The sequence below is a fragment of the Georgenia phoenicis genome (assembly GCF_047302425.1).
Lineage (GTDB): Bacteria > Actinomycetota > Actinomycetes > Actinomycetales > Actinomycetaceae > Oceanitalea.
The window spans coordinates 1,084,556-1,109,868 of record NZ_CP154855.1 but is presented as its reverse complement, the minus strand read 5'-3'; the positions used below and the strand labels follow the sequence as shown (position 1 = coordinate 1,109,868).

General features: G+C 72.5%; 25 protein-coding genes and 1 pseudogene. 8 read left to right on the top strand and 18 right to left on the bottom strand.

Going from position 1 to position 25,313, the window contains the following annotated elements; translation table 11 throughout:
• Positions 1-4: 4 nt before the first annotated feature.
• Positions 5-799 (bottom strand): sulfite exporter TauE/SafE family protein, encoded by a 795-nt coding sequence (locus tag AA0005_RS05410; protein WP_413452385.1) that lies wholly within the window; start codon positions 797-799, stop codon positions 5-7.
• Between the two features lie 37 nt (positions 800-836).
• Positions 837-1,415: an HhH-GPD-type base excision DNA repair protein gene (locus AA0005_RS05405; protein ID WP_413452384.1), complete on the bottom strand. Its 579-nt coding sequence runs from the start codon at positions 1,413-1,415 to the stop codon at positions 837-839.
• A 109-nt stretch (positions 1,416-1,524) separates the two neighbouring features.
• Between AA0005_RS05405 and AA0005_RS05400 the strand changes: the two are divergent.
• Both AA0005_RS05400 and AA0005_RS05395 read left to right on the top strand, forming a co-directional pair.
• A pseudogene (locus tag AA0005_RS05400) lies at positions 1,525-2,514 on the top strand (DUF222 domain-containing protein); the annotation flags it as partial.
• Between the two features lie 598 nt (positions 2,515-3,112).
• Positions 3,113-3,844 carry an HNH endonuclease signature motif containing protein gene (locus AA0005_RS05395; RefSeq protein WP_413452383.1) on the top strand — a complete coding sequence of 244 codons (732 nt, stop codon included), beginning with the start codon at positions 3,113-3,115 and terminating at the stop codon, positions 3,842-3,844.
• Positions 3,845-3,913: 69 nt separating this feature from the next.
• Here the strand turns inward: AA0005_RS05395 and AA0005_RS05390 are convergent, their stop codons facing one another.
• From AA0005_RS05390 to AA0005_RS05340, 11 genes are all read right to left on the bottom strand, one after another.
• On the bottom strand, positions 3,914-5,560 hold the full coding sequence (locus AA0005_RS05390) for a methyl-accepting chemotaxis protein (protein WP_413452382.1): 1,647 nt from the start codon (positions 5,558-5,560) through the stop codon (positions 3,914-3,916).
• A complete protein-coding gene (locus tag AA0005_RS05385; protein ID WP_413452381.1) occupies positions 5,557-6,681 on the bottom strand; it encodes a substrate-binding domain-containing protein in 1,125 nt (374 codons plus the stop codon). The genes AA0005_RS05390 and AA0005_RS05385 overlap by 4 nt, the downstream gene beginning before the upstream one ends.
• Before the next feature lie 233 nt (positions 6,682-6,914).
• The gene (locus AA0005_RS05380) at positions 6,915-7,487 is read right to left on the bottom strand and encodes a hypothetical protein (protein WP_413452380.1); all 573 of its coding nucleotides are present in this window, start codon (positions 7,485-7,487) and stop codon (positions 6,915-6,917) included.
• 206 nt (positions 7,488-7,693) lie between these two features.
• Complete coding sequence (locus AA0005_RS05375; protein WP_413452379.1) at positions 7,694-8,293, bottom strand: DUF6318 family protein; 600 nt, start codon at positions 8,291-8,293, stop codon at positions 7,694-7,696.
• 12 nt (positions 8,294-8,305) lie between these two features.
• Positions 8,306-8,755, bottom strand: a complete 450-nt coding sequence (locus AA0005_RS05370; protein ID WP_413452378.1) for a pilus assembly protein TadG-related protein — start codon at positions 8,753-8,755, stop codon at positions 8,306-8,308.
• A complete protein-coding gene (locus AA0005_RS05365; RefSeq protein ID WP_413452377.1) occupies positions 8,752-9,216 on the bottom strand; it encodes a pilus assembly protein in 465 nt (154 codons plus the stop codon). Before AA0005_RS05365 ends, AA0005_RS05370 begins: the two co-directional genes overlap by 4 nt.
• Positions 9,213-9,554 carry a TadE/TadG family type IV pilus assembly protein gene (locus AA0005_RS05360; RefSeq protein ID WP_413452376.1) on the bottom strand — a complete coding sequence of 114 codons (342 nt, stop codon included), beginning with the start codon at positions 9,552-9,554 and terminating at the stop codon, positions 9,213-9,215. The genes AA0005_RS05365 and AA0005_RS05360 overlap by 4 nt, the downstream gene beginning before the upstream one ends.
• Before the next feature lie 32 nt (positions 9,555-9,586).
• Positions 9,587-9,778 (bottom strand): hypothetical protein, encoded by a 192-nt coding sequence (locus AA0005_RS05355; RefSeq protein WP_110851693.1) that lies wholly within the window; start codon positions 9,776-9,778, stop codon positions 9,587-9,589.
• Positions 9,779-9,832: 54 nt separating this feature from the next.
• Positions 9,833-10,765 carry a type II secretion system F family protein gene (locus tag AA0005_RS05350; protein WP_413452375.1) on the bottom strand — a complete coding sequence of 311 codons (933 nt, stop codon included), beginning with the start codon at positions 10,763-10,765 and terminating at the stop codon, positions 9,833-9,835.
• Complete coding sequence (locus AA0005_RS05345) at positions 10,762-11,619, bottom strand: type II secretion system F family protein (protein WP_413452374.1); 858 nt, start codon at positions 11,617-11,619, stop codon at positions 10,762-10,764. The genes AA0005_RS05350 and AA0005_RS05345 overlap by 4 nt, the downstream gene beginning before the upstream one ends.
• A gap of 2 nt (positions 11,620-11,621) precedes the next feature.
• Positions 11,622-12,857 carry a CpaF family protein gene (locus AA0005_RS05340; protein ID WP_413452373.1) on the bottom strand — a complete coding sequence of 412 codons (1,236 nt, stop codon included), beginning with the start codon at positions 12,855-12,857 and terminating at the stop codon, positions 11,622-11,624.
• Positions 12,858-13,001: 144 nt separating this feature from the next.
• On the opposite strand from AA0005_RS05340, the gene AA0005_RS05335 reads away from it, so the two are divergent.
• Positions 13,002-13,223 carry a hypothetical protein gene (locus AA0005_RS05335; protein WP_413452372.1) on the top strand — a complete coding sequence of 74 codons (222 nt, stop codon included), beginning with the start codon at positions 13,002-13,004 and terminating at the stop codon, positions 13,221-13,223.
• A gap of 499 nt (positions 13,224-13,722) precedes the next feature.
• Here the strand turns inward: AA0005_RS05335 and recQ are convergent, their stop codons facing one another.
• From recQ to AA0005_RS05315, 4 genes are all read right to left on the bottom strand, one after another.
• Entirely contained in the window at positions 13,723-15,702 is a 1,980-nt protein-coding gene (recQ, locus tag AA0005_RS05330) for a DNA helicase RecQ (protein WP_413452371.1), read from the bottom strand.
• Positions 15,703-15,746: 44 nt separating this feature from the next.
• A complete protein-coding gene (locus tag AA0005_RS05325) occupies positions 15,747-16,940 on the bottom strand; it encodes a TIGR04053 family radical SAM/SPASM domain-containing protein (RefSeq protein ID WP_413452370.1) in 1,194 nt (397 codons plus the stop codon).
• Between the two features lie 55 nt (positions 16,941-16,995).
• Positions 16,996-17,388 carry a hypothetical protein gene (locus AA0005_RS05320; RefSeq protein ID WP_413452369.1) on the bottom strand — a complete coding sequence of 131 codons (393 nt, stop codon included), beginning with the start codon at positions 17,386-17,388 and terminating at the stop codon, positions 16,996-16,998.
• Positions 17,389-17,617: 229 nt separating this feature from the next.
• A complete protein-coding gene (locus tag AA0005_RS05315; protein ID WP_413452368.1) occupies positions 17,618-19,681 on the bottom strand; it encodes a PTS mannitol transporter subunit IICBA in 2,064 nt (687 codons plus the stop codon).
• A 164-nt stretch (positions 19,682-19,845) separates the two neighbouring features.
• On the opposite strand from AA0005_RS05315, the gene AA0005_RS05310 reads away from it, so the two are divergent.
• Genes AA0005_RS05310 through AA0005_RS05300 form a run of 3 tightly spaced genes read left to right on the top strand, consistent with a single transcriptional unit; the run spans position 19,846 to position 22,681 of the window.
• Positions 19,846-20,904, top strand: coding sequence for a zinc-dependent dehydrogenase (locus AA0005_RS05310; RefSeq protein WP_413452367.1), 1,059 nt, complete (start codon positions 19,846-19,848; stop codon positions 20,902-20,904).
• A gap of 44 nt (positions 20,905-20,948) precedes the next feature.
• Positions 20,949-21,716 (top strand): DeoR/GlpR family DNA-binding transcription regulator, encoded by a 768-nt coding sequence (locus AA0005_RS05305; RefSeq protein ID WP_413452366.1) that lies wholly within the window; start codon positions 20,949-20,951, stop codon positions 21,714-21,716.
• Entirely contained in the window at positions 21,713-22,681 is a 969-nt protein-coding gene (locus tag AA0005_RS05300; RefSeq protein ID WP_413452365.1) for a 1-phosphofructokinase family hexose kinase, read from the top strand. The genes AA0005_RS05305 and AA0005_RS05300 overlap by 4 nt, the downstream gene beginning before the upstream one ends.
• A gap of 107 nt (positions 22,682-22,788) precedes the next feature.
• Here the strand turns inward: AA0005_RS05300 and AA0005_RS05295 are convergent, their stop codons facing one another.
• Positions 22,789-23,484 carry a TetR family transcriptional regulator gene (locus AA0005_RS05295; protein ID WP_413452364.1) on the bottom strand — a complete coding sequence of 232 codons (696 nt, stop codon included), beginning with the start codon at positions 23,482-23,484 and terminating at the stop codon, positions 22,789-22,791.
• Between the two features lie 94 nt (positions 23,485-23,578).
• Between AA0005_RS05295 and AA0005_RS05290 the strand changes: the two genes are divergently transcribed.
• Both AA0005_RS05290 and AA0005_RS05285 read left to right on the top strand, forming a co-directional pair.
• A complete protein-coding gene (locus tag AA0005_RS05290) occupies positions 23,579-24,541 on the top strand; it encodes an ABC transporter ATP-binding protein (RefSeq protein ID WP_413452363.1) in 963 nt (320 codons plus the stop codon).
• The gene (locus AA0005_RS05285; RefSeq protein ID WP_413452362.1) at positions 24,534-25,313 is read left to right on the top strand and encodes an ABC transporter permease; all 780 of its coding nucleotides are present in this window, start codon (positions 24,534-24,536) and stop codon (positions 25,311-25,313) included. The genes AA0005_RS05290 and AA0005_RS05285 overlap by 8 nt, the downstream gene beginning before the upstream one ends.

Genomic DNA, 25,313 nt, shown 5'->3' with positions numbered 1-25,313 from the left:
CGGCTCAGGACCCGAGGAGCCCGGGCACCGCCTGTACCCCGGTGACGACGGCGACGGTGAGCAGCAGCAGCGCGAAGAGCAGGCTGAGCGTGCGCTGCTTCGCGCGCGCGGAGAAGCGCCCGGCCAGGAGCCCACCGGCCATCGACGTCACCGCGAAGGCAGCGACCACCGGCCAGTCGACGGCGAGGTCCTGCCCGACCCGGCCGACCAGCCCGAGCACGGCGTTGACGACGATGACGAGCAGCGAGGTCCCCACCGCCAGGCGCATGTCCACCCGCATGACGAGGAGCAGCGCCGGGACGACGATGAACCCGCCGCCGACGCCGAAGAAACCGGTGAGCAGGCCGACGAGCGAGGCGACGACGACGGTGAGCACCACCTGCGCGACCTGGCCCTTGGATGCCGGCTCGCTCACGCCGTCGTCGTTTCGGCGCCTGTCCGTCAGCGAGCGGCGCAGCATGACGAGGGAGACGACGAGGAGCAGGGCGGCGAGCAGCGTCATGAGGAGGTCGGCGTCCACGAGCGCCGCGAGGCGCGCGCCGCCGAGGGCACCGACAACCCCGAGCAGCCCGAAGACCAGTCCGCGCCGCCACTGGACGTTCCCGCGCCGGGCGTGCGGGACGAGGGAGACGAGCGAGGTCGCCCCGACGATGACGAGCGACGCCGTCGCCGCCGCGTGCGGGTCCTGGCCGAGGACGTAGACGAGGATCGGCAGGCTGAGGATGCCGCCGCCCGCGCCCAGGGTGCCGACGACGACGCCGACGAGCACCCCGACCGCGGCGGCGATCGCGGCGCTCATCGCCGCTCGCTGGGGTCGGCGGCCGCGGCGCGCACGCTCAGTCCTTCTTCTTGGCCGCCGCCTTCATCGCCCGCTTGGTCTCGCGGACCTGCAGCAGCGTGTCCTCGTCGACGACGTCCGCGATGGACCGACGCGCGCCCTCCTCGCCGTAGTCCCCCGCCGCCTCGCGCCAGCCCGGGGCCTGCAGCCCGCACTGCTTGCCGAGGAGGGCGAGGAAGATCCTCGCCTTCTGCTCGCCGTAGCCGGGCAGCTTCTTGAGGCGGCGCAGGATCTCGGCGCCGTCGGGATCGCCGTCGGTCCACAGGCGAGAGACGTCGCCGTCGTAGTCCTCGACGACGGCGGCGCACAGGGCGACGATCCGCTTGGCCATCGAGCCGGGGTAGCGGTGGACGGCGGGGGTCTGGCGCATGACCTCGGTGAGCTCGTCCGGGTCCATGGCCGCGAGGCGTGCGGCATCGAAGCCGCCAAGGCGCTCGTGCAGCTTGTGCGGGCCGGCGAAGGCGGTCTCCATCGGGACCTGCTGGTCCAGCAGCATGCCGATGAGCAGGGCCAGCGGGTCGGTGGACAGCAGCTGGTCCGCGGCGGCGTCACCGGTGAAGTGGAGGTCGTGGTCCATGGTCCGATCCTCTCACCGGGACCACGAAGGCGAGCAAGAAATCCTCCTCCACACCCCTTGCTGTTCGAACGTGTGTTCTATATCATAGTGGCAATGAGGAGGTGACAGGATGGCCGACGAGGAGACCGGGCAGGGCGGCGCAGCGCAACAGCGCCCCGGGTGGCGGATCCGCTCGTTCCGCTGGTCCGATTTCCTGTCTTCTAACTCGTCGAGCGTTGAACCCGAGCCGGCGCGTGAGCGTGTCGACCGCCCCTTCTCACCTGAGGTGGCGCCGGCTGCCGGCCCCTCCGTTGCCGAGCGGGTACAGATCACAGTCCCGATGGGTGAGGTTCTCCAGCCGCCGGCCTGGGCGCGGGCGGTGCTGGCCGAGCTGCTTCCCGAGCCCGGCGCGCTGGGTGACTTCCTCGCACCGCTGGAGCCGAGTGAGCGGCTGTCCACGCTGCTGCGGGCCATCGACCCCACCGAGGTCGACGACTTCTCCCTCGTCGAGGTCATCGCCGCCCACAAGCGCATGGAGGCCTGGTCCGCCGCCCAGGCCGCCCGCGCCGCCGCGGTCCTCGCCGAACGCGACTCCCTCAACCCCACCTGGCCGAGTGACACCCCCGGCCACACCCGCGGTGAGTCGGTCGTGGGCCAGGAGCTGTCCATGCGGCTCCGAATCACCAAACAGGCCGCCACCAAGATGGCCGCCTGCGGACGCGCCTTCGACGGGATGTTCGAGCCCACCGGTGAGCTCCTCGAGCGCGGCCTCATCGACTGGCCCCGCGCCCAGGCCATCATCACCACCCTGACCAAGCTGCCCGCCGAGGTCGCCCTCGCCGCCCAGTGGGACGTCCTGCCCAAAGCACCCGGCCGCACCCTGCGCCAGGTCCAGCAGGACCTGGAAAAGGCCGTCATCGCCGTGGACCCCGACTCCGCCGACCAGCGCCACATCGCCGCCCGCCAGCAACGCTGCGTCTACCGCCCCCGCCCCCTGCCCGACGGCATGGCCCTGCTCTCCGCCCGGCTCCCCGCCGCCGACGCCATCGCCATGGACCTCGCCCTGGACGCCTCCGCCCGCGCAGCCAAACACAACGGCGACGCCCGCACCCTGGACCAGCTGCGCGCCGACAGCCTCGCCCTCATGGCCCACACCGCCCTGACCCTGGGCTACATCGGACCCAACGCCAACCACCACTGCCCCTGCGGCTGCCAGCAGGCCGAGCAGACCGGCGAAGGGACACCGCCGTCCCCCGCCACCCCGGCCTCACCTGCCGACGAGGAGCGACCCCCGCACCGCGACGGGTCAGCACCCGAAGCGCTACCCGAGGTCGGCGCACCCGCTCCCGGCACGGCGGATCCATCACCTCCCGAGGCCGAGCAGCCGAGCACCGCGGACGCGCCCCCGCCGGATCCCGCCCCACTGCCGCCCGCGGACGCGCCCCCGTCGGATCCCGCCGCACTGCCGCCCGCGGACGCACCGCCGCCGGACAGTTCGGACACAACGCCTCCGGATGCAGAGCCGCGAAGCGCCGCCGACGCATCTCCACCGGATCAAGCGCCACCGTCTGGCCTGGCAGTACCACCCGTGAACCCGCCACCGCCTGCCGGGGATCCGGCTCCACTCACTGCATCTGCTCCGCTACGCGTCGCTGACAGCCCACCCCTGCCCGGTCACCGGCTACCTGGGGGGAGGTCTGCCCACGGTCAGGGTCGGGATGATCGGTGGCGGACGCGCCGACATCGGCGTCCTGATCCCCCTCAACGTCCTGCAGCCCCAGCCCCGCGACCCCGGCCTCACCGCCCTGGACCGCGACCCCGAACCCGTCGCCGAGCTCGACGGCTACGGACCCATCCCACCCATCATCGCCCGCACCCTCGCCACCGGAGGCACCTGGCGCCGCCTGCTCACCGACCCCGCCACCGGCCAGGTCCTGGACGTCGGACGCACCCGCTACCAACCACCCGCCGCGATCGCCGACCACGTCCGCCACCGCGACCGCACCTGCATCGTCCCCGGCTGCACCCACCCCGCCCGCACCGCCGACCTCGACCACATCCACGAATGGCACCACGGCGGAGCCACCTCCGCCGACAACCTCGGCCCCCAGTGCACCACCGACCACCGCGCCAAAACCATCGGCGCCCTCACCGTCGCCTACGCCACCGACCGCACCTACGCCTGGACCACCCCCACCGGCCACGGCTACCTCCGCCGCCCCGACGGCACCACCATCACCCTCCCCCGCCACACCGCACACAAACTCCGCACCCTCGTCAAGGACTCCGAACGCCACCACCGCCCCGTCGACCCCGCCACCGTCGACAAGATCCTCGCGGCCATCTCCATCGGCACCGACCCCCTCGCCCACTGGGCCGAGGACACCGCACCGACGGAGCAGGCACCGGAGCCAGAGGTCGCCTGGGCCACGGCCGCCCCACCCTTCTAGAACGAGTCCGGCGCCCGACAAGGTGTCGAGCGCCGGGCTACGTGGCGGGAGCGGGCAGGGCTCCCACGATCAGACGACGAAGGCGGCAACCCTCCCGCGCAGGTCGTCGGCCATACGGGCCAGCTCGTCGGTGGCGCTCTGCATCTGCGCCAGCACGCTGGTCGAGGTGGCGGTCACGGTCGCGACGCCGGAGATGTTAGAGGCGATCTCGCCCGAGCCGGCAGCGGCCTCGTTCACGCCGCGGGACATCTCCTGCGTCGTCGCCGTCTGCTGCTCCACGGCCGAGGCGATGGTGAGCTGGAAGTCGTTGATCGAGCGCACCGTCTTGGCGATCTCCTCGATCGCGGACACCGCGGCCACCGTCTGCGCCTGGTTGGCGCCGATGCGGGTGGTGATGTCCTCCGCCGCCCGCGCGGACTCCTGCGCCAGCTCCTTGACCTCACCGGCGACGACAGCGAAGCCCTTGCCGGCCTCACCCGCGCGCGCGGCCTCGATGGTCGCGTTGAGGGCGAGGAGGTTGGTCTGCTCGGCGATCGAGGTGATGACCTTGACGACCTCAGTGATCTCACGCGAGCTCTCGCCGAGGTCGCCGACGGTGGCCGCGGTGGCGTCCGCCGTCGTCACGGCGCGGGCGGCCACGCGAGCCGCCTCCTCCGCGTTCTTGGCGATCTCCTGGATGGACGCGCTCATCTCCTCGGCGCCGGAGGCGACCGCCTGGACGCTGTGGGAGACCTGCTGCGCGGCCTCGGACACGGCGCTGGCCTGGGTGGAGGCCTCCTCGGAGCCGGCCGCGACCTCGGTGTTGGAGGCAGAGAGCTCCTCGGCCGCGGCGGCCACGGTCTGGGCGGACTCGACCACGCGGGTGAGGGTCTCGCGCAGGGCGTTGCGGGCGAGGGAGGAGGAGTGGGCCATCTGGCCGAGCTCGTCCCGGTCCTCGACGTGCGCGTCCACGGTCATGTCGCCACGCGCCATCGCCTCGAGCGAGTTGCGCACGGAGTGCAGGCCGCGGCGGATGCGGCGGGTGACGGCGACGGCGACGGTCACCGCGATGACCGCGGCGACGATGAAGCCGACGAGGAGGACGACGACGGCCTGGCGGATCTCGCTGCTCGCAGCAGCGGAGATGGCGTCGACGCGGTTCTGGATCTGGCCGTCGGCGAGGACGAGCGCACGTCCGGCGTTGTCCGGGTCACCGGCCGGCGAGGCGTTGAGGGCGCTCTCCAGTCCGACGACGTCGCCCGCCTCGATCAGCGGCATGAGGGTGGTGTCGCGGTAGGTGAGCCAGCCCTCCCAGCGGGTGGTGAAGTCGGCCCACTGCTGGGTCTCGGACTCCGGGTACTGGGAGACGGCGGCGATGAGTTCACCGACCGTGCGGTCGTTCCACGCCTGGGAGGTGAGGAGCTGCTCGCGGCGCGAGTCGTCGGTGGCGGCGGCCGCGCGGCGCACGAGCAGGTGACTCTGGGACTGGGCGGCGCGCAGCTCGGCCATCGAACCCTGGAGGTCCTCGGTGAGGAGGCGGACCTCGGAGAGGTGGTCACCGGCGCGCACGAGCGCGAGGGCACCCGCCCCGCCGACGACGCCGAACAGGCCGCCGAGGATGACGAGCGCGGTGGCGATCTTGAAGCCGACCGGGCGGTCCCAGAACCACGCGTTGCGGCGGCGCTTGGGTGCCTCGGGGGCAGCGGTCGGGTCAGTCGTGTCGGTGATCGTGCTCATGCCAGGTCTCCGGCCTCGTAGTAGCCACTCTCGATGAGGAGGTGCTCGTAGTTGTCCTGCGTGACCAGCTGGGGGGTCAGCAGGTAAGACGGCACGGTGATCCGCCCGTTCTCGTAGGTGGTGACGTCGTTGGTCTCGGGCTCCTCGCCGGTGAGCATCTTGTGCACCGCGGAGACGGCGACCTCAGCCAGCTGGCGGGTGTCCTTGAAGATGGTCGTGTACTGCTCGCCGGCGGCGACTGACTGCGCGGAGGCGAGGTCGGCGTCCTGGCCGGTGACGACCGGCAGGTCACGGCCTCCGGCGTCGATGCCCGCGCTGGCGAAGACACCGAGCACGGCCTGGGCGATGCCGTCGTTCGGGGAGAGCACGCCGTGGAGCTGCTGGTCCGGGCCGTAGCCCTGGGCGAGGGTGCTCATGCGCGCGGCGGCGGTCTCACCGTCCCACGCGGGGGTCGCGACGGCGTCGAAGTCGGTCTCGCCGGAGACGACCTTGAGGACGCCGGAGTCGAGGTAGGGCTGCAGGACGCTCATGGCGCCGGCGAAGAAGACGTGGGCGTTGTTGTCGTCCGGGGAGCCGGCGAAGAGCTCGATGAAGAAGGGGCCCTTGGCGCGCGTGTCGCGGCCGGCCTCGTCGAGGACGCCGAGCCCCTGGAGCAGCGAGGTGGCCTGCTGGATACCGACACGCTCGTTGTCGAAGGTCGCGTAGTAGTCGATGTCCGGGGTGTCGAGGATGAGCCGGTCATAGGCGATGACGGGGATCTCGGCCGCACCAGCCTCGGCGAGGACGGAGCTCAGCGCCGAGGCGTCGACCGCTCCGACGATGAGGGCGTCGACACCCTCCTCGACCATCTGCCCGATCTGCTCGACCTGAAGCTGCGGGTCGTCGTCCGCATACTCAACGAGGACGTCGTGACCGAGCCCCTCGAGCTGTGCGGTGACGTTCGCGGCGTCCTTGGCCCAGCGCTCGAGCTGCTGCGTGGGCATGGCGACGCCCACGCGGGCGACCTCGGATTCGTCGTCGTCGGCGGACGTGGCGTCGGCACCGGCGCAGCCGGCGAGGCCGACTGTCAGAACCAGGGCACCGAGCAGCACCGGGCGTGCTGTCCGTCGTTGAAGTCTCATGCGGGCGCACCATCCATGGCTGGTCCGACCGGTGCTTTCCATGCACCGGGCCCCTGGCAAGGGGCGTCACCCTGGGGGATCGGTACACGCGGGGCGAACATGACCCGTCGTGAATGTGCTCCGCGTCACATTTGGTGAGTTCTTCCTTGTTATCTCACGGCTTCACGTCCGTTAGGACCGCTGTGCGAGCTCTTGCCGCAAGGAGACGTGCCTCCGGGTGAGCGCAAGCGGGTTCAGCCGGTTGTCAGCCGAGGCCGCGCCGTCACCACCTCGATCGGCCCTGTCGTCGTCTCCGTCACCGCGCGCCCTGCAACGGGCAGCCACGTCGAGGTCCCCTCGACCCGGAAGGCCGCGTCCCACTCCGTGCGCAGCGAGAGCGTCACGACCCTGGGCTCGGTGTAGACGTGAGAGATCGTGTGGTTGGGCCACGGCGCCCCTGGATCAGCCCCGCTCAACGGCGCCGACCCATCACCGAAGTCCCACGTGAACAGCGCCGGCGTCACCCGAACGTCGATCCCCAGGTCAAGCACCTCGGTCTCGAGGACATGCTCGGCCGCATCCGTCATCACGATCGTCTCGGTGCCCACCAGCACCCACGACTGATCCGGCTGAATCACCAAGTTGCCCGAGTTCACCAGCAGCGACTCGACGTCCTCCCGCGTGAACACAAGCAGCTCACCGGGCGCGTCCTCCGCACTCGGAGCGTCCCCGTCATCAGACTGCGGAAGCCAAGGCGCCCACTCACCAACCGGCACCGGATCACAAGCCGTCAGCCGGGTCGAGTACTTCCCCAACACATACGTCACCGGCGGACAGTAAGGACCAGCCAACACGGGCAGCCTTCCATCTGACGTCCCGTCAGAGGATGCAGGAAGTGCCCATAGATGCGTTGAGGAGCCGGAAGCGTCGAGAGTGTCATCACGACCATCACTGACCCGCACGTCAGGAGTTCGATCCTCCGCGGAGTTTTGAATCCCCACAAGCATGAGGGCGAGAATCAGGACGCTCCGCATCATGGCTCCTCTAGGGCTATCGCTCGAATGATCCAGTCCTCTTCGCGCATAACAGCAACCGTGTACAGGACCTCACCGCCGTCCGTACTGTCCAGCAGCTCACCGGAGGACGAGTAGCTCCACGACGGCGCCTCTATCGCTTTCACGCCCACCCGGAAGTGCGCAAACTCCTCGTCGGGTGGCGCTGCACGTACATCTGAGATCTGCACTTCTCCCCCAAGCCCATACCCGTCCTGAGCCGCCAACGCCGTGACGTCCTCGACGACACTTGCGCAAAATCGACAGTCAGGGCCGGACATCGACTCCCAGTCCGAAAGGTCGCCCGTCGCATAGACGTACGGAAACAACTCCAGGAAGTACTGCGCCGCTGCCTTTGCGCCCTCGATGTCATCGCGATCCATCTCCGCCGGCCGTGTGGGCTCAGGCCAGGGGGTGGGGCCCGGTGCGGGCGTCGTCGGTTCAGCCGTCGTCGGCGTGTCCTCCGGAGACGGCGACGTCGTGGGGGCGGCGTCGCCGTCCGCATCGCTGCACCCGACGAGGACGAATCCGAGCGTCACCAGCGCCGCACCGACGCGCCTTCCTCGAGTCGACCTGGTCATCAGTCCTCCCGTTCAGTCGGCCCGTGCCGACGACGTCACTGTGATGGCGAACCCGTCGGACCACGGCACGAGAGCCCAGGGCACGACGACGGGTCGTGCGACCGCGGTGAGCGTCACGTGCGCGGTCCGTCCGTCGTTCGTCCCGGTCCCGGCCGCGACACGAAGGCCGCGGAACGTGCTCGCCGCGGCCGAGCTCTCAAGGTGCTCGCCCACCGCCTCCTGGACGGAAGCGTCCGAGAGCGGCAGGCCCTCCCGCTCCCCCGCGTAGTACAGCCCGTAGTCGATGGCGTCAGCGGCGTCGGCCGCAGCGCCGTCCGCGAGCGCCAGCAGCTGCTTGCGCTCGAGGTAGATCGACGACGCCGCGGCGACGACGAGCACGAGCGCGAGGGCAAGCACCCCGAAGCCCAGGGACAGCAGCATGATCTGCCCCCTCTCGCCGTCGTCGTCCTTGCGAAACCTCATGGCAGGCCACCGAACTCCGGCACGGCGGCCAGGTGCGTCGCACGCACCGGCACCTCGAGCGGGAAGGCGCCGGCGAGGAAGTCCGGGACCAGAGGAAGCTGGACGGAGGTGGCGACCTCGACGTGGATCTGCGCGCCCGCGCTGAGGCACGGGTCGTCGCTGCAGGTGAAGTCCAGTGCAGCGACGGGATCGATGTCGATCCCGTGGTCCTCGAAGGCGAGCGCGACCGAGGTCTGCGCCTGACCGACCGCTGTCTCGAGGTCCTCCGCCCTGCTCAGCGCGCGCCCGGACTCCCGTGCCGCGGCCTCCGCCGCGAAGACGGCGGCCTGGATCTGGCCCAGCGTCAGGACGAGGTAGACGAGCGGGACGAGCAGCACGAGCGTGACACCGATGAACTCGACGACGGCGTTGCCGCCCTCGTCGTCACGCAGGCGCCGCAGGACCCGCTGAACACCCGTCATTCCTGCACCGCCCTGCCCGTCGCGGTCATCGTGCCAGCCGGCCCGAGCAGCCCGAGCACCGGCACCGGCGCACGGACGGTGACTTCCACGAGCGCCATCCCGCCCCGCTCCACCACCTGCGCGCTGACGTCCTCGCCATAGCGCGGGTGCAGTGCCGACCCGATGAGCTCCCTGGTCCGCTGCGCCCCCTCCGCGGGTGAGCTGCCCTCCAGGGCGCCGTACCGCGCACCCTCGCCCGCGGCGTCGACCACCGTGTTGCGCACGTGCAGCGCGAGGGTGAGCTGGAGGACCCCGAGCAGCACCATGACGACGAGGACGGAGACGAGCACGAACTCCACGACGGCGGACCCGCGCTCGGGCGCCCGGAGCCCTAGATGTTCATCACCCGACTGATCGCCGCCTCGAAGACGCTGGTGAGCGCGGGCCCGGCGATGAGCCAGATGGCGAACACGAGGCCCGCCGTCATCAGGGTGACCATCACCCACCCCGGGACGTCGCCTCGTTCCTCGGCGACGAAGCGCCGTCGTAATGCTGCCAGGTAGGTGCTCAGGTACAGCCGCATGTCGGTCTCCTTCGTGGTGGGTGCGGGTCGGGACGGTCGGCGCAGGGGGCGTGTTCACAGGCCCACCTGCAGAAGCATCAGCCCCGGGAAGAGGGCGAAGAGCACGGTCACGGGGAGCACAAGGAAGACGACGGGCATCATCATCGCGATCTCCTTCTTGCCGCCGGTCTCCATGAGCTCGCGGCGGGCCGCCTCGCGTGCGTCCTGGGCCTGGGCACGCAGGACCTCCGCCAGCGGGGTGCCACGGTCGACGGCGACGGCGATGCCCTCGGCGAAGCGGGCGACGGCAGGTTGCGAGGTGCGAGCCGCGAGCCGTTCCAGCGCCAGGGCGAGCGGCGCCCCCGCCCGCGCCTCCCCGAGGGTGACCTCCAGCTGCGTCGTCAGCGCCCCGCGGGTGGTGCGGGTGACGCGTTCGAGGGCCGCCATCGGCCCCTCACCCGCGCTCACGGCAAGTGCCAACAGCTCCGCGACGGCGGGGAGCTCCTCGAGCATCGCCTCCTGGTTGCGGGTGGCCGCCCGCGTGAGCCAGCGGTCCCGCGCCACCGCGCCGAGCACCGCGGCGATGACGACGACCCCGGTCCCGGCCAGCACGTTGAGCCCCCGCGCGACGCCCGCGAGCATGACGAGCAGCAGACCTCCGGTGAGCCCGAGGATCGCCCACATCATCTGCTCGAGGCGGAACTGCTCGACGCTCAGCGGCGCCCCGGACAGCGCGATGCGGCGGCGCACGTTCTGCGTCGTGCTGCCCAGCCGCTCGAGCACGCGGCCGGCGTCGGACATGACCGGCGCGAGGAGACTCTCGAGCGTGGGGAACGGGGTGTGCGTGCGCGGCTCGGCGAGCAGACCGGAGGTCGCGGGTCGTTCGCGCAGGTACGGGGCGATGCGGTCGGGCAGCCACGGGCGCATGGCGCGCACGCGCCATACGACGAGGACCATCCCCAGGCCTCCGAGGAGACCCGCGAAGGCGCCCCACGCCGTCGGGCTCATCGCAGCACTCGCGCTTCCTCGGGGAGCCGGCCGAGCCGCACCATGAGCCAGTACGCCACCCCGGAGACCGCGGCGCCGGTCGCCAGCACGAGCACGCCGGCCGCCGAGTTGAAGGCCGCCGCGGTCTCCGGCCTGCCGCTGAGGAGCAGCAGCACCGCCCACGGTGCGGCGGTCGCGAGGCGGGCGCCGTTGACGGTCCAGCTCTGCCGGGCCTCGAGCTCGCCGCGCGTGCGCAGGTCCTCCCGGAGCAGCTGCGCCAGCGTGCGCAGCAGCCGGACGAGGTCCGAGCCGCCCACCTCCCGGGTGATGCGCAGCGCCTCGATAATCCGGTCGGCCACCGGGTCCGCCAGCCGCGCCTTGAGCCGGTCCAGCGACTCGGTGAACCTCCCGGTCACCCGGTAGTCCTCCCCGAAGGCCCGGAACTGGGGCCGGACCTCCTCCGGGCCGCGCTCCCCCAGGCCGTTGAGCGCCTCGGGCAGGGACAGGCTCGCGCGGATCGCGGAGATGAGGTCGTCGACGACCTCCGGCCACACCGCACGCAGCTCGACCTGGCGCCGCCTGGCGCGGCCGCGGACGAGGAGGCTCGGCACGGCCGCCGCCATCGCGCCGAAGCACACCGCGATGGGCGGGGAGGCGGTGAAGCCGTAGGCGAGGAGCAGCACGACGACGGCGAGCACCACCGACGCCGTCGCCAGCCTCCCGGGCGTCACGGCCGGAGCGCCCGCCCGGACGAGCAGGTCCTGCGTACGCTCGGCCCACCGCGAGGGGCGGCGCACCCGCACCGGCCGCGGCGAGCAGGAGAGCCAGACCAGCAGCAGGCCCGCACCGAGGAGCAGACCCGCCACCGTGCCCACGTCTACCGCCCGGAGTCCTGGGCGAGCAGCTCCGCGAGGTCGTAACCGGCTCTCTCGAACCGCTCAGCGTCCGGAGGGAAGCCCCCCGCCCGGCGCAGGGCGTCGCCTCGCATCGTGAAGATCTCGGCCGTCTCGACGACACCCTCCTCGGACCGACCGGTGACGGCGACGATCTCGCGCACCCGCCGTCGTCCGTGCCGGTCCAGCTCGAGGTGGACGACGAGGTCGACGGCGGAGGCGACCGTGGGCACGACGAAGGTGCTCGACACGTTCTCACCGGCCAGGAGCGGCAGGGTGCACATCTTCGTCACGGCCTCGCGGGCGGAGTTGGCGTGCACGGTGCACATTCCGGGGATGCCGGCGTTGAGGGCGATGAGCATGTCGAAGCTCTCCGCCTCGCGGACCTCGCCGATGATGATGCGGTCCGGGCGCATCCGCAGCGCCTCCTTGACCAGGCGGCGCAGCTGCACCTCGCCCGTCCCCTCGAGGTTGGGCTGGCGGCACTGCATGGCGACAACGTCACGGTTGGCCAGCCGCAGCTCGAAGACCTCCTCGCACGTGATGATGCGCTCGTGCGACGGGATCCCACCGCACAGCGCGTTGACCATGGTCGTCTTGCCGGCCTGCGTCGCCCCGCTCACGAGGATGTTGAAACCGGCGACCACGGCGGCGTCGAGGAAGGCGGCGGCCTGGGTGGTGAGGGAGCCGAGCGCGACGAGGTCGCTGACGCGGGTGGCGCGGGCGATGTACTTGCGGATGTTGACCGCCCACGACTGGCGGGTGATGTCGGGGATGACGACGTGCACGCGCTCCCCCGTCGCGAGGGACGCGTCGACGAACGGGGAGGACAGGTCCAGGCGGCGGCCCGAGATACGGAGCATGCGCTCGACCAGCTCGTGGACCTGGGCCTCGGTGAGGATCGTCGTCGTCAGCTCCGCACGGCCCGCACGCGCCACGAACACCTTGCCGGGTTCGTTGATCCACACCTCCTCGATCGTCGGGTCGTCGAGGAAGCGCTGGAGCGGGCCGAGACCGGCGACGGCGTCGAGGACGTCCTTGGCCGTCTGCTCCGGGTCGACGACGGGCGGCACCAGCCCGGCGACCGAGCGGCTGTCGTAGTCGGCGATCGCGTCGGCCACGAGCGCGCGCACCCCGGCCGTGTCGCGGGCAGGGTCGAGGCCACGGCGGCGGACGAGCTCACGCACCTCGTCCTCGAGCAGCACCGTTGCCTGGTTCACGTCACGCACCCCCCGGAGCGGATGATGGACGCCAACCTAGGGGCAATTGCGCGCGGTGTCAGCCCCTTGAGGTGAATCTGTGGACAGCGCTCCGGAGGCCATCGGTCCCTGGTCGGCCCGCGCGAGCGGCAGTAGCGTCGACGTGTGGGTCCCTCGCCGCAGGGCACGAGCGCTCGCCCCCACCCTCGCGCCGAGCTGTGGTGGCTGCCCGTGGGTGCGGGCGGGCACGTCGTCGTCCACACGAGCAGGTGGTGGGAGCGCCTCCAGGCACGTCGAGAGCACCGGGCGCCGGAGCCTCTCCTCCACGCCGCTCTCGAGGTCTACACGGACACCAGCCGCTACGTCGTCGAGATGACGCCGGCGTGAGGGCAGCCAGCGGAGGCACGCGGCGTCGTCGCGAGCGGGCCGGTGGGGCTGCGTGCGCTCGGCCGCCTCCGTGCCTTCCGCTACGAGGTACGGGCGTGGCCGGACGGTGAGTTGTCCGACCGCACCTATGCCTTTGGTGTGCCCGTCGTCATCCCGCTCACCGCGGAACGGACGGACACGCTCCTCGGCCGGCTCACCCACGTCCCGCCGCTCACGTGGGGCCGAGCCGTCCGGCCGCCAGGGGACATGTGGAACAGCAACTCGCTGGTCTCGTGGCTGCTCACGGCATCCGGTGTGGACGCCACGCGACTCAGGCCAAGATCCGGCCGGGCTCCGGGGTGGGATGCCGGGATCGCGGTCGCTGCTCGGGCGGGCACGACCAGGGGCTTCGCCCCGGACCGTCAGACTGAGTCACCAGATGGATCAATCTGACGCCTCCGCACCACAACGACCGGCACCCGGGGCTGACGAGAGGTGCCGTGTGCAGCGGCGTCCCACGTCAGCTTCCGGCCAGCACCTCGAGCACGGCCTCCCCGTACCGCTCGAGCTTGGCCGCGCCGACCCCGGAGATTCCGCTGAGCTCGGAGCGGTTCTCCGGACGCGACTGCGCGATCGCGGCGAGCGTCGCGTCGGGGAAGACGACGTAGGCCGGCACCCCCTGCTCCTTGGCCACCGACGCGCGCCACGCCCGCAGCTGCTGGAACAGCGCCTGCTGCGGCTCGTCCAGGTCGAGCGGCGCCTTGCCGCCGCCGGACCGGGACTTCCGCGCGGTCCGCACCCGCTCCGGCTCGCGGCGCAGGCGCACCTCGCGCTCCCCGCGCAGCACCTCCCCCGCCGCCTCGGTCAGGGCCAGCACCCCGTACTCCCCCTGCACCTGGAGCAGCCCCTGGGCCAGCAGCTGGCGGACCACCCCGCGCCACTCGGCGTCGCTCAGCTCGGTGCCGATGCCGAACGTCGACAGCTCGGTGTGGCGCATCTTCACCACCCGCTCGTTCTCCCGCCCCAGCAGGATGTCGATGAGGTGCCCGGCGCCGAACTGCTGCCCACGCTCGCGCTGCAGCCGCACGATCGTCGACATGAGCTTCTGCGCCGGCACCGTGCCGTCGAAGGCCTCCGGCGGGTTGAGGCAGGTGTCGCAGTTCCCGCACGGCTCACTGTCCTGCCCGAAGTACCGCAGCAGCTGCTGGCGCCGGCACTGCACCGTCTCGCACAGCGCCAGCATCGCGTCCAGGTGCAGGGTCTGCGCCCGCTTGCGCTGCGCGTCCCCCTCCCCGTCGGCGATCATCCGCCGCTGCTGCACCACGTCCTGCAGCCCGTAGGCGAGCCACGCCGTCGACGGCAGCCCGTCGCGCCCCGCACGCCCCGTCTCCTGGTAGTACCCCTCGATGCTCTTGGGCAGGTCGAGGTGCGCGACGAAACGCACGTCCGGCTTGTCGATCCCCATCCCGAAGGCGATCGTCGCGACCATGACGACGCCGTCCTCCCGCAGGAACCGCGCCTGGTTGCGCGCTCGCAGCTCCGCCGGCAGGCCCGCGTGGTACGGCAGCGCCGTCACGCCCTGCCCGCTCAGCCACTCCGCCGTCTTCTCCACCGACGCCCGCGAGAGGCAGTAGACGATGCCCGCGTCGCCGTCGTGCTCCTCCTTGACCAGCCGCAGCAGCTGCTTGCGCGCCTCCTGCTTGGGCGCGATCCGGTACTGGATGTTGGGCCGGTCGAAGCTCGAGACGAAGACGCGGGCGCCGTCGAGCCGGAGGTTGCGCACGATCTCCTCGCGCGTCTCCGCCGTCGCCGTCGCCGTGAGCGCGATCCGCGGCACGTCGGGCCAGCGCTCGTGGAGGATCGTCAGGCCGAGGTAGTCGGGGCGAAAGTCGTGGCCCCACTGCGCCACGCAGTGCGCCTCATCGATCGCGAAGAGCGCGATCCGCGCCCGGTCGAGCAGGTCGGTGGCCACCGGCAGCCGCTCGGGGGCCAGGTAGAGGAGGTCGAGCTCCCCGCCGAGCAGCCGTCGCTCGACGTCGCGGCGCTCGTCCGGCGTCTGCGTCGAGTTGAGGAACGCGGCGCGCACCCCGAGCTGCTCGAGCGCGTCGACCTGGTCGTGCATGAGCGCGATGAGCGGGCTGATGACCACGCCCGTCCCCTCCCGCACGAGCGCGGGGATCTGGTAGCACAGGCTCTTTCCGCCGCCGGTGGGCATGAGGACGAGCGCGTCGTCCCCGCGCGTCACCGTCTCGATGATCTCGGCCTGCTCACCGCGGAAGGCGTCGTAGCCCCAGACCTTGGTCAGTGCCTCCAGCGGCGTGGACGACGACGCCGCAGCGGCCCGCGCCGTCGTCAGCGGTTCCGCGGTGGCCGAGTCCGTCGCGAAGGCGGCAGCCGTCGCCCACTCCGGCGGCGGCTCGTGGTCGTCCGGCGGCGGCTCGTCCCAGTCCGGCGGCCACTCGTCCCACGCGGGCTCCGGCCCGGTCCACGTCTCACCCACCCCGCCAGCCTATGCGGGGCCGCGCGGCCGCGAGGGCGGCGTCCTCAGGAGACGAGCAGCGCGGCCAGCTCCCGCGGGTAGGGGAAGGAGCCCGGCTCGTAGGCGCACAGCGGGTCCTCGGCGTAGGGGTCCCCGCTCGTGGCGAAGGCGCGCGAGCGGGAGCCCCCGCAGACCCCGGAGAACTCGCAGGCCCCGCACCGGCCGTTCAGCCGCGAGCCGTCGCGCAGCCCGGTGAACAGCTCCGAGCTGCGGTAGATCTCCGGCAGCGGCTGCTGGCGGACGTTGCCGGCCACTACGGGCAGGAAGCCCGAGGGGTGCACGGTCCCCACGTGGGACACGAAGACGAAGCCGGAGGCCGCGTTGACGTTGATCGGCGGGCGGCGGCGCCGCTCTTCCTCGCCCCAGCCCAGCGCGCGGGTGCGCTCGGTGAGCTCGGCGTACAGCTCCCCCAGCCCCAGCGCCGCCACGTGGTCCACGCCCTGCTCCCCGAGAACGGCGCGCTGCAGCGCCACCCGGCGGAAGTGGTGCCCCTCGGTCGTCTTCACCGGCACGTACCGGCCGATGTCGTACAGGTAGTTGAGGACGTCCTCGGCCTCGCGGGCGGTGAGGCGACCGAGGTCCACCCCGCGGCCCATCGGCACGAGCATGAAGGCGCTCCACGTCATGGCCCCGTGCGTGCGCACGAGGTCGGCCAGCTGCGGCAGCTCGTGCACGGTGCGGCTGGAGACCGTGGAGTTCACCTGCACCTTCATGCCCAGCTCCCGGGCCGTGCGCCACGCCTCCACCGTGCGCTCGAAGGTGCCCGGCACCCGGCGGAAGCCGTCGTGCACCTGCGCCGAGGCGCCGTCCAGGGACAGCGACAGGGCCGTCGCCCCGGCGTCCTGCAGGCCGCGCAGCGCGTCCCGGTCCAGCTTCTCCGTCCCCGACGGCGAGACAGCCACCGCCAGCCCGAGCTCGCGCCCGCGGCGTACCAGCTCGAAGAGGTCGGGCCGCTCGAAGCAGTCGCCCCCGGTGATGACGAAGATCGGGCTCGGGCGGCCGAAGGAGGCCACCTGCCGCATGAGCTCGGTCGCCTCCTCGGTGTCCAGCTCGAGCGGGTGGCGGGCCGGCCGGGCCTCGGCCCGGCAGTGCACGCAGGCCAGCGCGCAGGCCTGGGTCGCCTCCCAGATCACCAGCAGCGGGCGGTCGGCCGGGTCGTGGCGCACCGAGCGGACGGCGGGCAGGGGTCTGCGCTCCATGGCCTGATCCCACCGCGCGGGCGGCGCGGTTCCCGGGACCATCGTCCCTGGCGGCTCAGCGGCTGTTGACGGGCGTGCGCGTCGAGCGGTGCTCCACGACCGCGCCGGTGAGCAGGGCGATCGCCCCGAAGCCGGACCAGTACGCGAACCGGGCCGCTGTGTCGGCCGAGGAGGTGCCCATCACGAGCGCGGCCACGGCGAGCACGGGCACGGCGGCGGCCCACACCCGGTAGAAGACGCCGGTGAACCGGGGGTAGCCGTAGCTCTGCGGGCTGACGACCGCGTGCACGGACACCCCGCCGAGCACGGCGATGACGAGGATGGTGCCGACCGTGAAGGACCCCTCACCGTAGGAGGCGACCGCACCGACGACGCCCATGCCGGTGGCGAGCGCGGTGGAGACACCGAGCGCGAAGCGCGCCATCCGCCCGTCCCCCTCTTCATCCATGGCCCTTGCCAGCACAGCCGACCGCACCGAGCACCCCCCGCGCAAGCCTTTGAGCAGAAACCGGTCCCCGGGCGGAGACGCCTCTCCGTCGTCCGTCGTCCACGGGGTGGGCGCGGCTCCGACTTCCGGATGGTTGCGTTCACAAACACTCACAAAAGCGTCGCCCCCGCCGACCACCGGGGCCCCGCGAGGGCGGGGCGACCGGTGAGCGGGAGGGGCGACGCGAGTCTCAGGCGGGCACGGCCTCCCCGAGGACGGCCTGCACCTCCTGCGGGCTGCTCGCCTCGCGCAGGCGGGCCACCTGGGACTCGTCGAGGAAGACCTCGGCCACCCGCGAGAGCACCTGGAGGTGGTCGTCGCCCGCCCCGGCGATGCCGATGACGAACTCCGTCTGCTGACCGTCCCAGTCGAGCCCCTGCGGGTAGCGGACGAAGGAGATCGCCGTGCGGCTGATGAGGCTCTTCGCCTCGTTCGTACCGTGCGGGATCGCCAGGCCGTTGCCCATGTGGGTGGAGACCGACTCCTCCCGCTCGTGCATGGACTCGACGTAGGCCGCCGGCACCGCGCCGCTGGCCACGAGCAGGCCGCCGGCCTCGGAGATCGCCTCCGCCTTCGTCGTGGCGCGGCCCGCGAGCACGATCGACTCCGCCGCCAGCAGGCTCCCCGCGGACGCCTCGCCCGGGGCGGGCTGCTCCGTCGCGGGGACCGACGTGCTCGGCGCGGGCTCGGTCGGGGCGCCGGCGGAGCGGCTCTCCCCCACGAGCGCGACGACCTCGTCGTAGCGCGGGCTGGCCATGAAGTCGTCGACCGACACGTGCACCGCCGACTGCGTGCGCTCCTCCGCACGGGCGGCCAGGTCGCGGTGGGTGACGACGACGTCGGCGTCGTCGCGCAGGGTGGAGATCGCCTTGTTGACCACGGTGACGTCGGAGAAGCCGGCGTCGCGGATCTTGCGGCGCAGCACCGAGGCACCCATCGCGGAGGAGCCCATGCCGGCGTCGCAGGCGAAGACGATGGTGCTGATCGGGCGGGTCACCGTCGCGACGCCGCCGCCGCCGCCGGTGAGCGTGCTCGCCACACTCGAGCGCTTGCCCTTCATCTCCTCCATGCGGCCCGTGGCGCCGGCGAGGTCGCCGTCGTCGTCGTTCTTGCCCGCCCGCAGGAGCACCACCGCGATGAGGAAGCTGACGAGCGCGGACAGGACGACGGAGAGGACGACCCCGAGCAGGCTGCCCACCGGGGACTGGATGAGCACGGCGATGATCGAGCCCGGCGCCGCGGGGGCCCGCAGGCCGGAGTCGAAGACGAGGTTGGTCGCCACACCGGTCATGCCGCCGGCGATGACCGCGAGGATGAGGCGGGGCTTCATGAGCACGTAGGGGAAGTAGATCTCGTGGATGCCGCCGACGAAGTGGATGAGCGCGGCGCCCGGCGCGGAGGCCTTGGCCAGGCCGGTGCCGGCGACCATGAAGGCGAGCAGCAGGCCCAGGCCCGGGCCGGGGTTGGCCTCGATGAGGAAGAGGATCGACTGGCCCTCGGCGTCCGCCTGCGTGGTGCCCAGCGGCGTGAAGATGCCGTGGTTGATCGCGTTGTTGAGGAAGAGGATCTTCGCGGGCTCGACGAGGATCGAGGTGAGCGGCAGCAGGCTGTTGTCGACGAGGAAGCGCACGACGTTGCCCGCCGCCTCCGAGAAGGCCTCGACGAGGGGACCGGCGGCGACGAAGCCGAGGATCGCCAGGATCATGCCCCAGATGCCGGCCGAGAAGTTGTTGACGAGCATCTCGAAGCCGGGGCGGATCCGGTCCGCCCACAGCGCGTCGAGCTTCTTCATCGACCAGCCGCCCAGCGGGCCCATGATCATGGCGCCGAGGAACATCGGCACGCCCGCGCCGACGATCGCGCCCATGGTGGCGATGGCGCCGACGACGCCGCCGCGCAGGTTGTCGTCGTAGAGCATCCGGCCGCCGGTGTAGCCGATGAGCAGCGGCAGCAGGTACTTGATCATCGGGTCGACGAGCCCGCCGTTGCCGCCCTCCTCCACCGAGCCGGCGCCCCAGCCGCCGAGGTGCTCGACCAGGCCGTAGCCGCCGGTGTAGCCGAAGAGGTTCTCACCGACGAGGACGATCCACCCGACCTGGATGAACAGCGCGGTGATGAGGCCCCAGGCGATGAAGGCGGCGATGTTCGGCAGCACCATGTTGGACAGGGCGGTGCCGAGCTTCTGGACGGCGACCCGCAGGCCGCCACGCTCCCGTCCCGCACTGACGCGGTCGGGTCCAGTGGGTGCGGACATTGTGCTCCTCCTCGAGAACGGTGATGCACCTCACGCATCGAGGACCAGTAAACACCCACTCGGGCCAAAAGCCAAGCACTTCCACCTGTTTCCACATCCGAGTGTGTGGCTATGATGGCGGCAGGCGTCACAGCCCGGCGCCACCCGACTGTTTGGGAGGACCGATGAAGGCCCTGCGCTTCTACGCCCCCGAGGACGTGCGCCTCGAGGACCAGCCCGAGCCGAGCTGCGGCCCGGACGAGGTGAAGATCCGCGTGCGCAACTGCTCCACCTGCGGCACCGACGTCAAGATCTTCCACAACGGCCACCAGAACCTCAGCCCGCCGCGGACCATCGGCCACGAGATCGCCGGTGAGGTCGTCGAGGTGGGCGCCGACGTCGCGAGCCTCTACGGCACCGACTGGCAGATCGGGGACCGCGTCCAGGTCATCGCCGCCGTGCCCTGCGGGGAGTGCCACGAGTGCCGCAAGGACTGGATGGCCGTGTGCCAGAACCAGACCTCGATGGGCTACCAGTACGAGGGCGGCTTCGCCGAGTACATGGTCGTGCCCAGCCAGGTCCTCAAGGTCGACGGCCTCAACCGCGTCCCCGACAACGTGGGCTTCGCCGAGGCCTCCGCCGCCGAGCCGCTCGCCTGCGCGATCAACGCCCAGGAGCTGCTCGGGATCGAGGAGGGCGACGTCGTCGTCGTCTTCGGTGCCGGCCCGATCGGCTGCATGCACATCCGGGTCGCCCGCGGCGTCCACGGCGCCGGCAAGGTCTTCCTCGTCGACGTCAACGCCGAGCGCCTCGCCATGTCCGCCGAGGTCGCCCAGCCGGACGAGACGATCGACGGCTCCCAGGTCGACGTCGTCGAGCGCGTCATGGAGCTGACCGGCGGCCGCGGTGCGGACGTCGTCATCACGGCGACGGCGGCGAAGGTCGCCCAGGAGCAGGCCGTGGCGATGGCCGCCCGCAACGGGCGCATCTCCTTCTTCGGCGGTCTGCCGAAGAACGACCCGGTCATCGCGCTGGACTCCAACGTCGTCCACTACCGCCAGCTGCACATCCACGGCGCCAACGGCTCGGCCCCCGAGCACAACCGCCGCGCGCTGGAGTACATCTCCACCGGGCAGGTGCCGGTCAAGGACCTCATCACCCACCGCATCCCGCTCGAGGACGTCATGTCGGCCTTCGACCTCGTCCGCAGCGGCACGGCGATCAAGGTGACCGTCGAGCCCTGACGGCCCGTAGCATCGAGCCGCCCACCCCCACAGCGAGGAGCAGCGTGTACGCGGAGGAGCGCCAGCAGGCCATCGCCCAGCTCGTCGTCGAGCGCGGGCGGGTGTCGGTCACCGAGCTGGCCGAGGAGTTCGCGGTGACCACCGAGACGGTGCGCCGCGACCTCAGCGCGCTCGAGCGGCTGCGGGTGCTGCGCCGCGTCCACGGCGGGGCCGTCCCGGCGGCCTCGCTCTCGGCGATGGAGAGCCGGCTCGACGAGCGCGACGTCACCCAGGCGCGGGAGAAGGAGCGCATCGCCGCCGCGGCGGCGCGCTTCCTCCCCGACGACGGCGGCACCGTCGCGATCGACGCGGGCAGCACCACCGCCCGGCTGGCCGGCTTCCTCCCGCCCGAGCGGCGGCTCACCGCCTTCACCCACGGCGTGCCGATCGCCGCGAAGCTCGCTCCGCTGCCCGGCGTCGACCTCCACCTGCTGCCCGGCCGCGTGCGCCCGACGACGCAGGCGGCGGTCGGCTCGCTCACCATCCAGGTGCTGCAGCGGCTGCGCGTCGACGTCGCCTTCCTCGGGACGAACGGCGTCACCGAGCAGCACGGGATGTCGACGCCGGACGCGGAGGAGGCGGCGGTCAAGCGGGCGCTCGTGCGAGCCGCGCGCCGCGTCGTCGTCCTCGCCGACTCCACGAAGCTGGGCCTGGAGGCGACGGTGAGCTTCGCCGGGCTCGACGACGTCGACGTCCTCGTCACCGACGCCCCGCCCACGGCCGTGCCCGCGCGGGCCTTCGCCGCGCGCGGGGTGGAGGTGGTCGTCGCATGATCCTCACGCTCACCGCCAACCCGAGCGTCGACCGCACGGTCACCCTCGCCGGGCCGCTGCAGCGCGGCGCCGTGCTGCGCGCCGCGTCGATGACCTCCCAGGCCGGGGGCAAGGGCGTCAACATCTCCCGCGCCGCGGTCGCCGCCGGCATCTCGACCGTCGCGGTGCTCCCCGCCGACGACGCGGACCCCTTCGTCGCCGAGCTGCGGGCCGCCGGGATCGAGTGCCGCCCCCTGCCGCCCGCCGGCGACGTGCGCGTCAACCTCACCCTCACCGAGCCCGACGGGACGACGACGAAGGTCAACAGCCCCGGCGCCGCCGTCGACCGCGTGCACCTCGAGCGGCTCGCGGACGCCGTCGTCGGGCTTGCGGCCGAGGCGACGTGGGTGGTGCTCGCGGGATCGCTCCCGCCGGGTGCCCCGGCCGAGTGGTACGCCGAGCTCGTCGTGCGGCTGCGCGGGACGGCGGCCCGGGTGGCCGTCGACACGAGCGAGGCGCCCCTCGCGGCGCTCGCCGCCGCCCTGCCGGGCGCCGCGCCGGACCTCATGAAGCCGAACGGGGAGGAGCTCGCGACGATCGTCGGGGCCGACCCTGTGGCACTCGAGGGCGACCCGGCGGCCGCCGCCCGGGCCGCGGGCGTGCTCGTCGGCCGCGGCGTGGGCGCCGTGCTCGTCACCCTGGGTGCCGCCGGTGGCGTCCTCGTCACCGCCGACGGCGCCTGGCACGCGCCCGCCCCGCCCACGACGGTCCTCAGCACCGTGGGCGCCGGGGACTCCAGCCTCTTCGGCTACCTCCTGGCCAGCGAGCGGCGCCTGCCGCCTGCGGACGCTCTGGCGCTCGCCGTCGCCTACGGCAGCGCGGCCGCCGGCCTGCCGGGCACGGGCATCCCCCGGCCGGGAGACGTCGACGCCGCCGCGGTCAGTGCGACCGATTTGTCTCCCGAGGCGCCCGCTCCCACCACCTGAGCCGGCCGGCCGACCAGTCACGAGATCGTGTGGCTTTCGCGCTTCCAGGGAAGCCGGATGCCACACGATGAGGGACGGGGCCGGCAGGGCCGGCCCGAGGCGCCCGCTCAGTGCTGCTCGCGCAGCTCCTCGGCGATGCGTGCCCGGACCTCCGGGTCGTGCATGCCCGGGCCCACCTCGGCGTCCTCGCTGCCCGGCTCGGCCGCACGTGCCGGGTCGATGAGCCGGCGCACGCCCGCGCGCAGGAGCCGCCCGTCCACCGCCCCGGTGCCGCTGAGCAGGAGCAGTCCCGCGCCCTGGTCCAGCGCGGCGCTCAGTGCCCCGAGCTCCTCCACGGACATCGGGTCCCCCTCGACGCGCTGCTGGCGGACCACCTCGGTGTAGGCGTCGAGCAGCCGCTGCATCCGGGTGGCCATCTCGGCGCGGAGCGCCTCGTCGCGGGCGGCGACGGCGATGAACTCGAGGGTGGCGAGCGCGAAACCGGTCATCGCGGCGGTGAGGTCCTCCTCGCTCACCCCGTCGGGCGCCGCCTGCGCGACGTCCTCGACCCGCTCGAAGGGGTCCCACGCCTCGGCGAGCGCCGCCTCCATGTTGGCGTCCTGCACGGCGAGGAAGAGTGCGGCCTTGTTCGCGAAGTTCGAGTACACCGCGCCCTTGGAGAAGCCGGCCTCCCGCGCGATGACCTCGAGGTTCGCACGGTGGTACCCGTCGCGGGAGAAGACCGCGCGCGCCGCGAAGATCAGCGCCTCCCGGGTCTGGCGCTGCCTGTCGCGGCGCGAGAGCGGGTCGGGCAGCTGGGACATGCCTGCGATCCTACGTCGCCACGGCCATTGACGTACCGCCGGTATCCGAATACCGTCAGTATTCCCATACCGTCAGTATCCGGAAGGCTCCACCATGAGCGAGGGCGTGCTCCACGTCGCGGGACTCACCCGGCGCTTCGGCACCGTCGTGGCCAACGACGACATCTCCCTGCGCGTGCGGCCCGGCGAGGTCGTCGGGCTGCTCGGCCACAACGGGGCGGGCAAGACGACGCTCGTCTCCCAGGTCGTCGGCCTGCTGCGGCCCGACGCCGGGCGCATCACCGTCGGCGGCGTCGACGCCGTCGCCGACCCGGCCGCCGCGCGCCGCCACGCCGCCCTGCAGCCCCAGGCGCAGGCACCCATCGACGGCCTCACCCCACGGACCGCGATCGAGATCGCCGGACGCATCCGCGGCCTGTCGACCCGCCGGGCACGCGCCGCCGCCGAGGACCTGGCCGAGGAGCTCGACATCGGCCCGTGGCTGGACCGCCGCGCCCTGCCCGACGGTCGCGGCCTGTCCGGCGGCATCCGGCGGCTCACCGCCTTCGCGATGACCGTCGTCGCCCCCACTCCCCTGCTGGTCCTCGACGAGCCGACCAACGACATCGACGCCGCCCGCCGCCGTCTCCTGTGGGAGGCGGTCCGCCGCCGCGGTGACGCGGGCTCCGGCGTCCTGCTCGTCACCCACAACGTCACCGAGGCCGAGCGGATCGTCGACGACCTCGTCGTCCTCCACCGCGGACGCGTCGTCGCCGCCGGCTCCCCCGGCCGGCTGCGCGGCACGCAGGACACCGATCTGCGCCTCGAGCTGCTCCTCCCGCCCGACGGCGCCGAGCCGGACCTCACCGACGCTCCCGTAACCGTGCACCGGGCGGTGCGCGTGGGCCGCCGCTCCCTGCTGACCGTCCCCGCCGTCCAGGCCGCGACCGCCGTCGCCTGGGCCACCGGCCTGCGCGAGGCCGGCTCGGTCGAGGGCTACGCCCTCGCCCCCGCCACCCTCGAGGACGCCTACCTCGCCCTCACCGCCGACGACACCCGGGAGCCCGCCCATGCCTGAGACCCGCCTCGCCACGCCGCCCGCGCCCGTGCAGGTGAGCCTGTGGACGACCTACACGACCCTGCTTCGCTGGCAGGTCGCGCAGATCGGGCCGCTCCTGCCGCTCGTCGTCGTCATCCAGGCGCTGCTCGCCGCCGGCATCATCATCGGCTTCGGTTTCCTCATCCCCGACATCGACCCGGCGACGGCGCTGTTCCTGTCCACGGGGGCGCCGACCGTGCTGCTCCTGACGATCGGCTTCGTCATCGTGCCGCAGGGGGTGGCCCGCGCCCGCACCGACGGCACCTTCGCCTACATGCGCTCGCTGCCGCTGGCCCGGCCGCTGCTCCTCGCCGCCGACCTCACCGTGTGGCTGCTCATCGCGCTGCCGAGCGTCGCCGTCGGGGTGGTCGTGGCCAGGCTGCGCTACGACCTCGACCTCTCCTTCGACTGGCCCGTGCTCGTCGCCGCCGCACTGCTCGTCACGCTCATGGCGACGGCGGTCGGCTACGCGATCGCCGTCAGCCTCCAGCCGATGCTCGCCCAGCTCGTCACCCAGGTGCTCGTCTTCTTCGTGCTCCTCTTCTCTCCCATCACCTTCCCGGCGAGCCAGCTGCCCGGGTGGTTCCAGACGGTGCACGACGTGCTGCCCGCGCGGCCGGGCGCGGACCTGCTGCGCGCGGGGCTGGCCTCGGACGTCTTCGACGCGAGCGGGCGGGACCTGCTCGTGCTCCTGGCGTGGTGCGTGCTCGGCGTCGCGGTGACGCTGCGGGCGCTGGTGCGCCGGGAGTAG

Excerpts from the sequence above, each read along its gene's own strand:
- AA0005_RS05410 (WP_413452385.1), bottom strand. The coding sequence starts at position 799 with ATGAGCGCCGCGATCGCCGCCGCGGTCGGGGTGCTCGTCGGCGTCGTC.
- AA0005_RS05405 (WP_413452384.1), bottom strand. The coding sequence starts at position 1,415 with ATGGACCACGACCTCCACTTCACCGGTGACGCCGCCGCGGACCAGCTG.
- AA0005_RS05395 (WP_413452383.1), top strand. The coding sequence starts at position 3,113 with ATGATCGGTGGCGGACGCGCCGACATCGGCGTCCTGATCCCCCTCAAC.
- AA0005_RS05390 (WP_413452382.1), bottom strand. The coding sequence starts at position 5,560 with ATGAGCACGATCACCGACACGACTGACCCGACCGCTGCCCCCGAGGCA.
- AA0005_RS05385 (WP_413452381.1), bottom strand. The coding sequence starts at position 6,681 with ATGAGACTTCAACGACGGACAGCACGCCCGGTGCTGCTCGGTGCCCTG.
- AA0005_RS05375 (WP_413452379.1), bottom strand. The coding sequence starts at position 8,293 with ATGACCAGGTCGACTCGAGGAAGGCGCGTCGGTGCGGCGCTGGTGACG.
- AA0005_RS05370 (WP_413452378.1), bottom strand. The coding sequence starts at position 8,755 with ATGAGGTTTCGCAAGGACGACGACGGCGAGAGGGGGCAGATCATGCTG.
- AA0005_RS05365 (WP_413452377.1), bottom strand. The coding sequence starts at position 9,216 with ATGACGGGTGTTCAGCGGGTCCTGCGGCGCCTGCGTGACGACGAGGGC.
- AA0005_RS05355 (WP_110851693.1), bottom strand. The coding sequence starts at position 9,778 with ATGCGGCTGTACCTGAGCACCTACCTGGCAGCATTACGACGGCGCTTC.
- AA0005_RS05350 (WP_413452375.1), bottom strand. The coding sequence starts at position 10,765 with ATGAGCCCGACGGCGTGGGGCGCCTTCGCGGGTCTCCTCGGAGGCCTG.
- AA0005_RS05325 (WP_413452370.1), bottom strand. The coding sequence starts at position 16,940 with ATGGAGCGCAGACCCCTGCCCGCCGTCCGCTCGGTGCGCCACGACCCG.
- AA0005_RS05320 (WP_413452369.1), bottom strand. The coding sequence starts at position 17,388 with ATGGATGAAGAGGGGGACGGGCGGATGGCGCGCTTCGCGCTCGGTGTC.
- AA0005_RS05315 (WP_413452368.1), bottom strand. The coding sequence starts at position 19,681 with ATGTCCGCACCCACTGGACCCGACCGCGTCAGTGCGGGACGGGAGCGT.
- AA0005_RS05310 (WP_413452367.1), top strand. The coding sequence starts at position 19,846 with ATGAAGGCCCTGCGCTTCTACGCCCCCGAGGACGTGCGCCTCGAGGAC.
- AA0005_RS05300 (WP_413452365.1), top strand. The coding sequence starts at position 21,713 with ATGATCCTCACGCTCACCGCCAACCCGAGCGTCGACCGCACGGTCACC.
- AA0005_RS05295 (WP_413452364.1), bottom strand. The coding sequence starts at position 23,484 with ATGTCCCAGCTGCCCGACCCGCTCTCGCGCCGCGACAGGCAGCGCCAG.
- AA0005_RS05290 (WP_413452363.1), top strand. The coding sequence starts at position 23,579 with ATGAGCGAGGGCGTGCTCCACGTCGCGGGACTCACCCGGCGCTTCGGC.
- AA0005_RS05285 (WP_413452362.1), top strand. The coding sequence starts at position 24,534 with ATGCCTGAGACCCGCCTCGCCACGCCGCCCGCGCCCGTGCAGGTGAGC.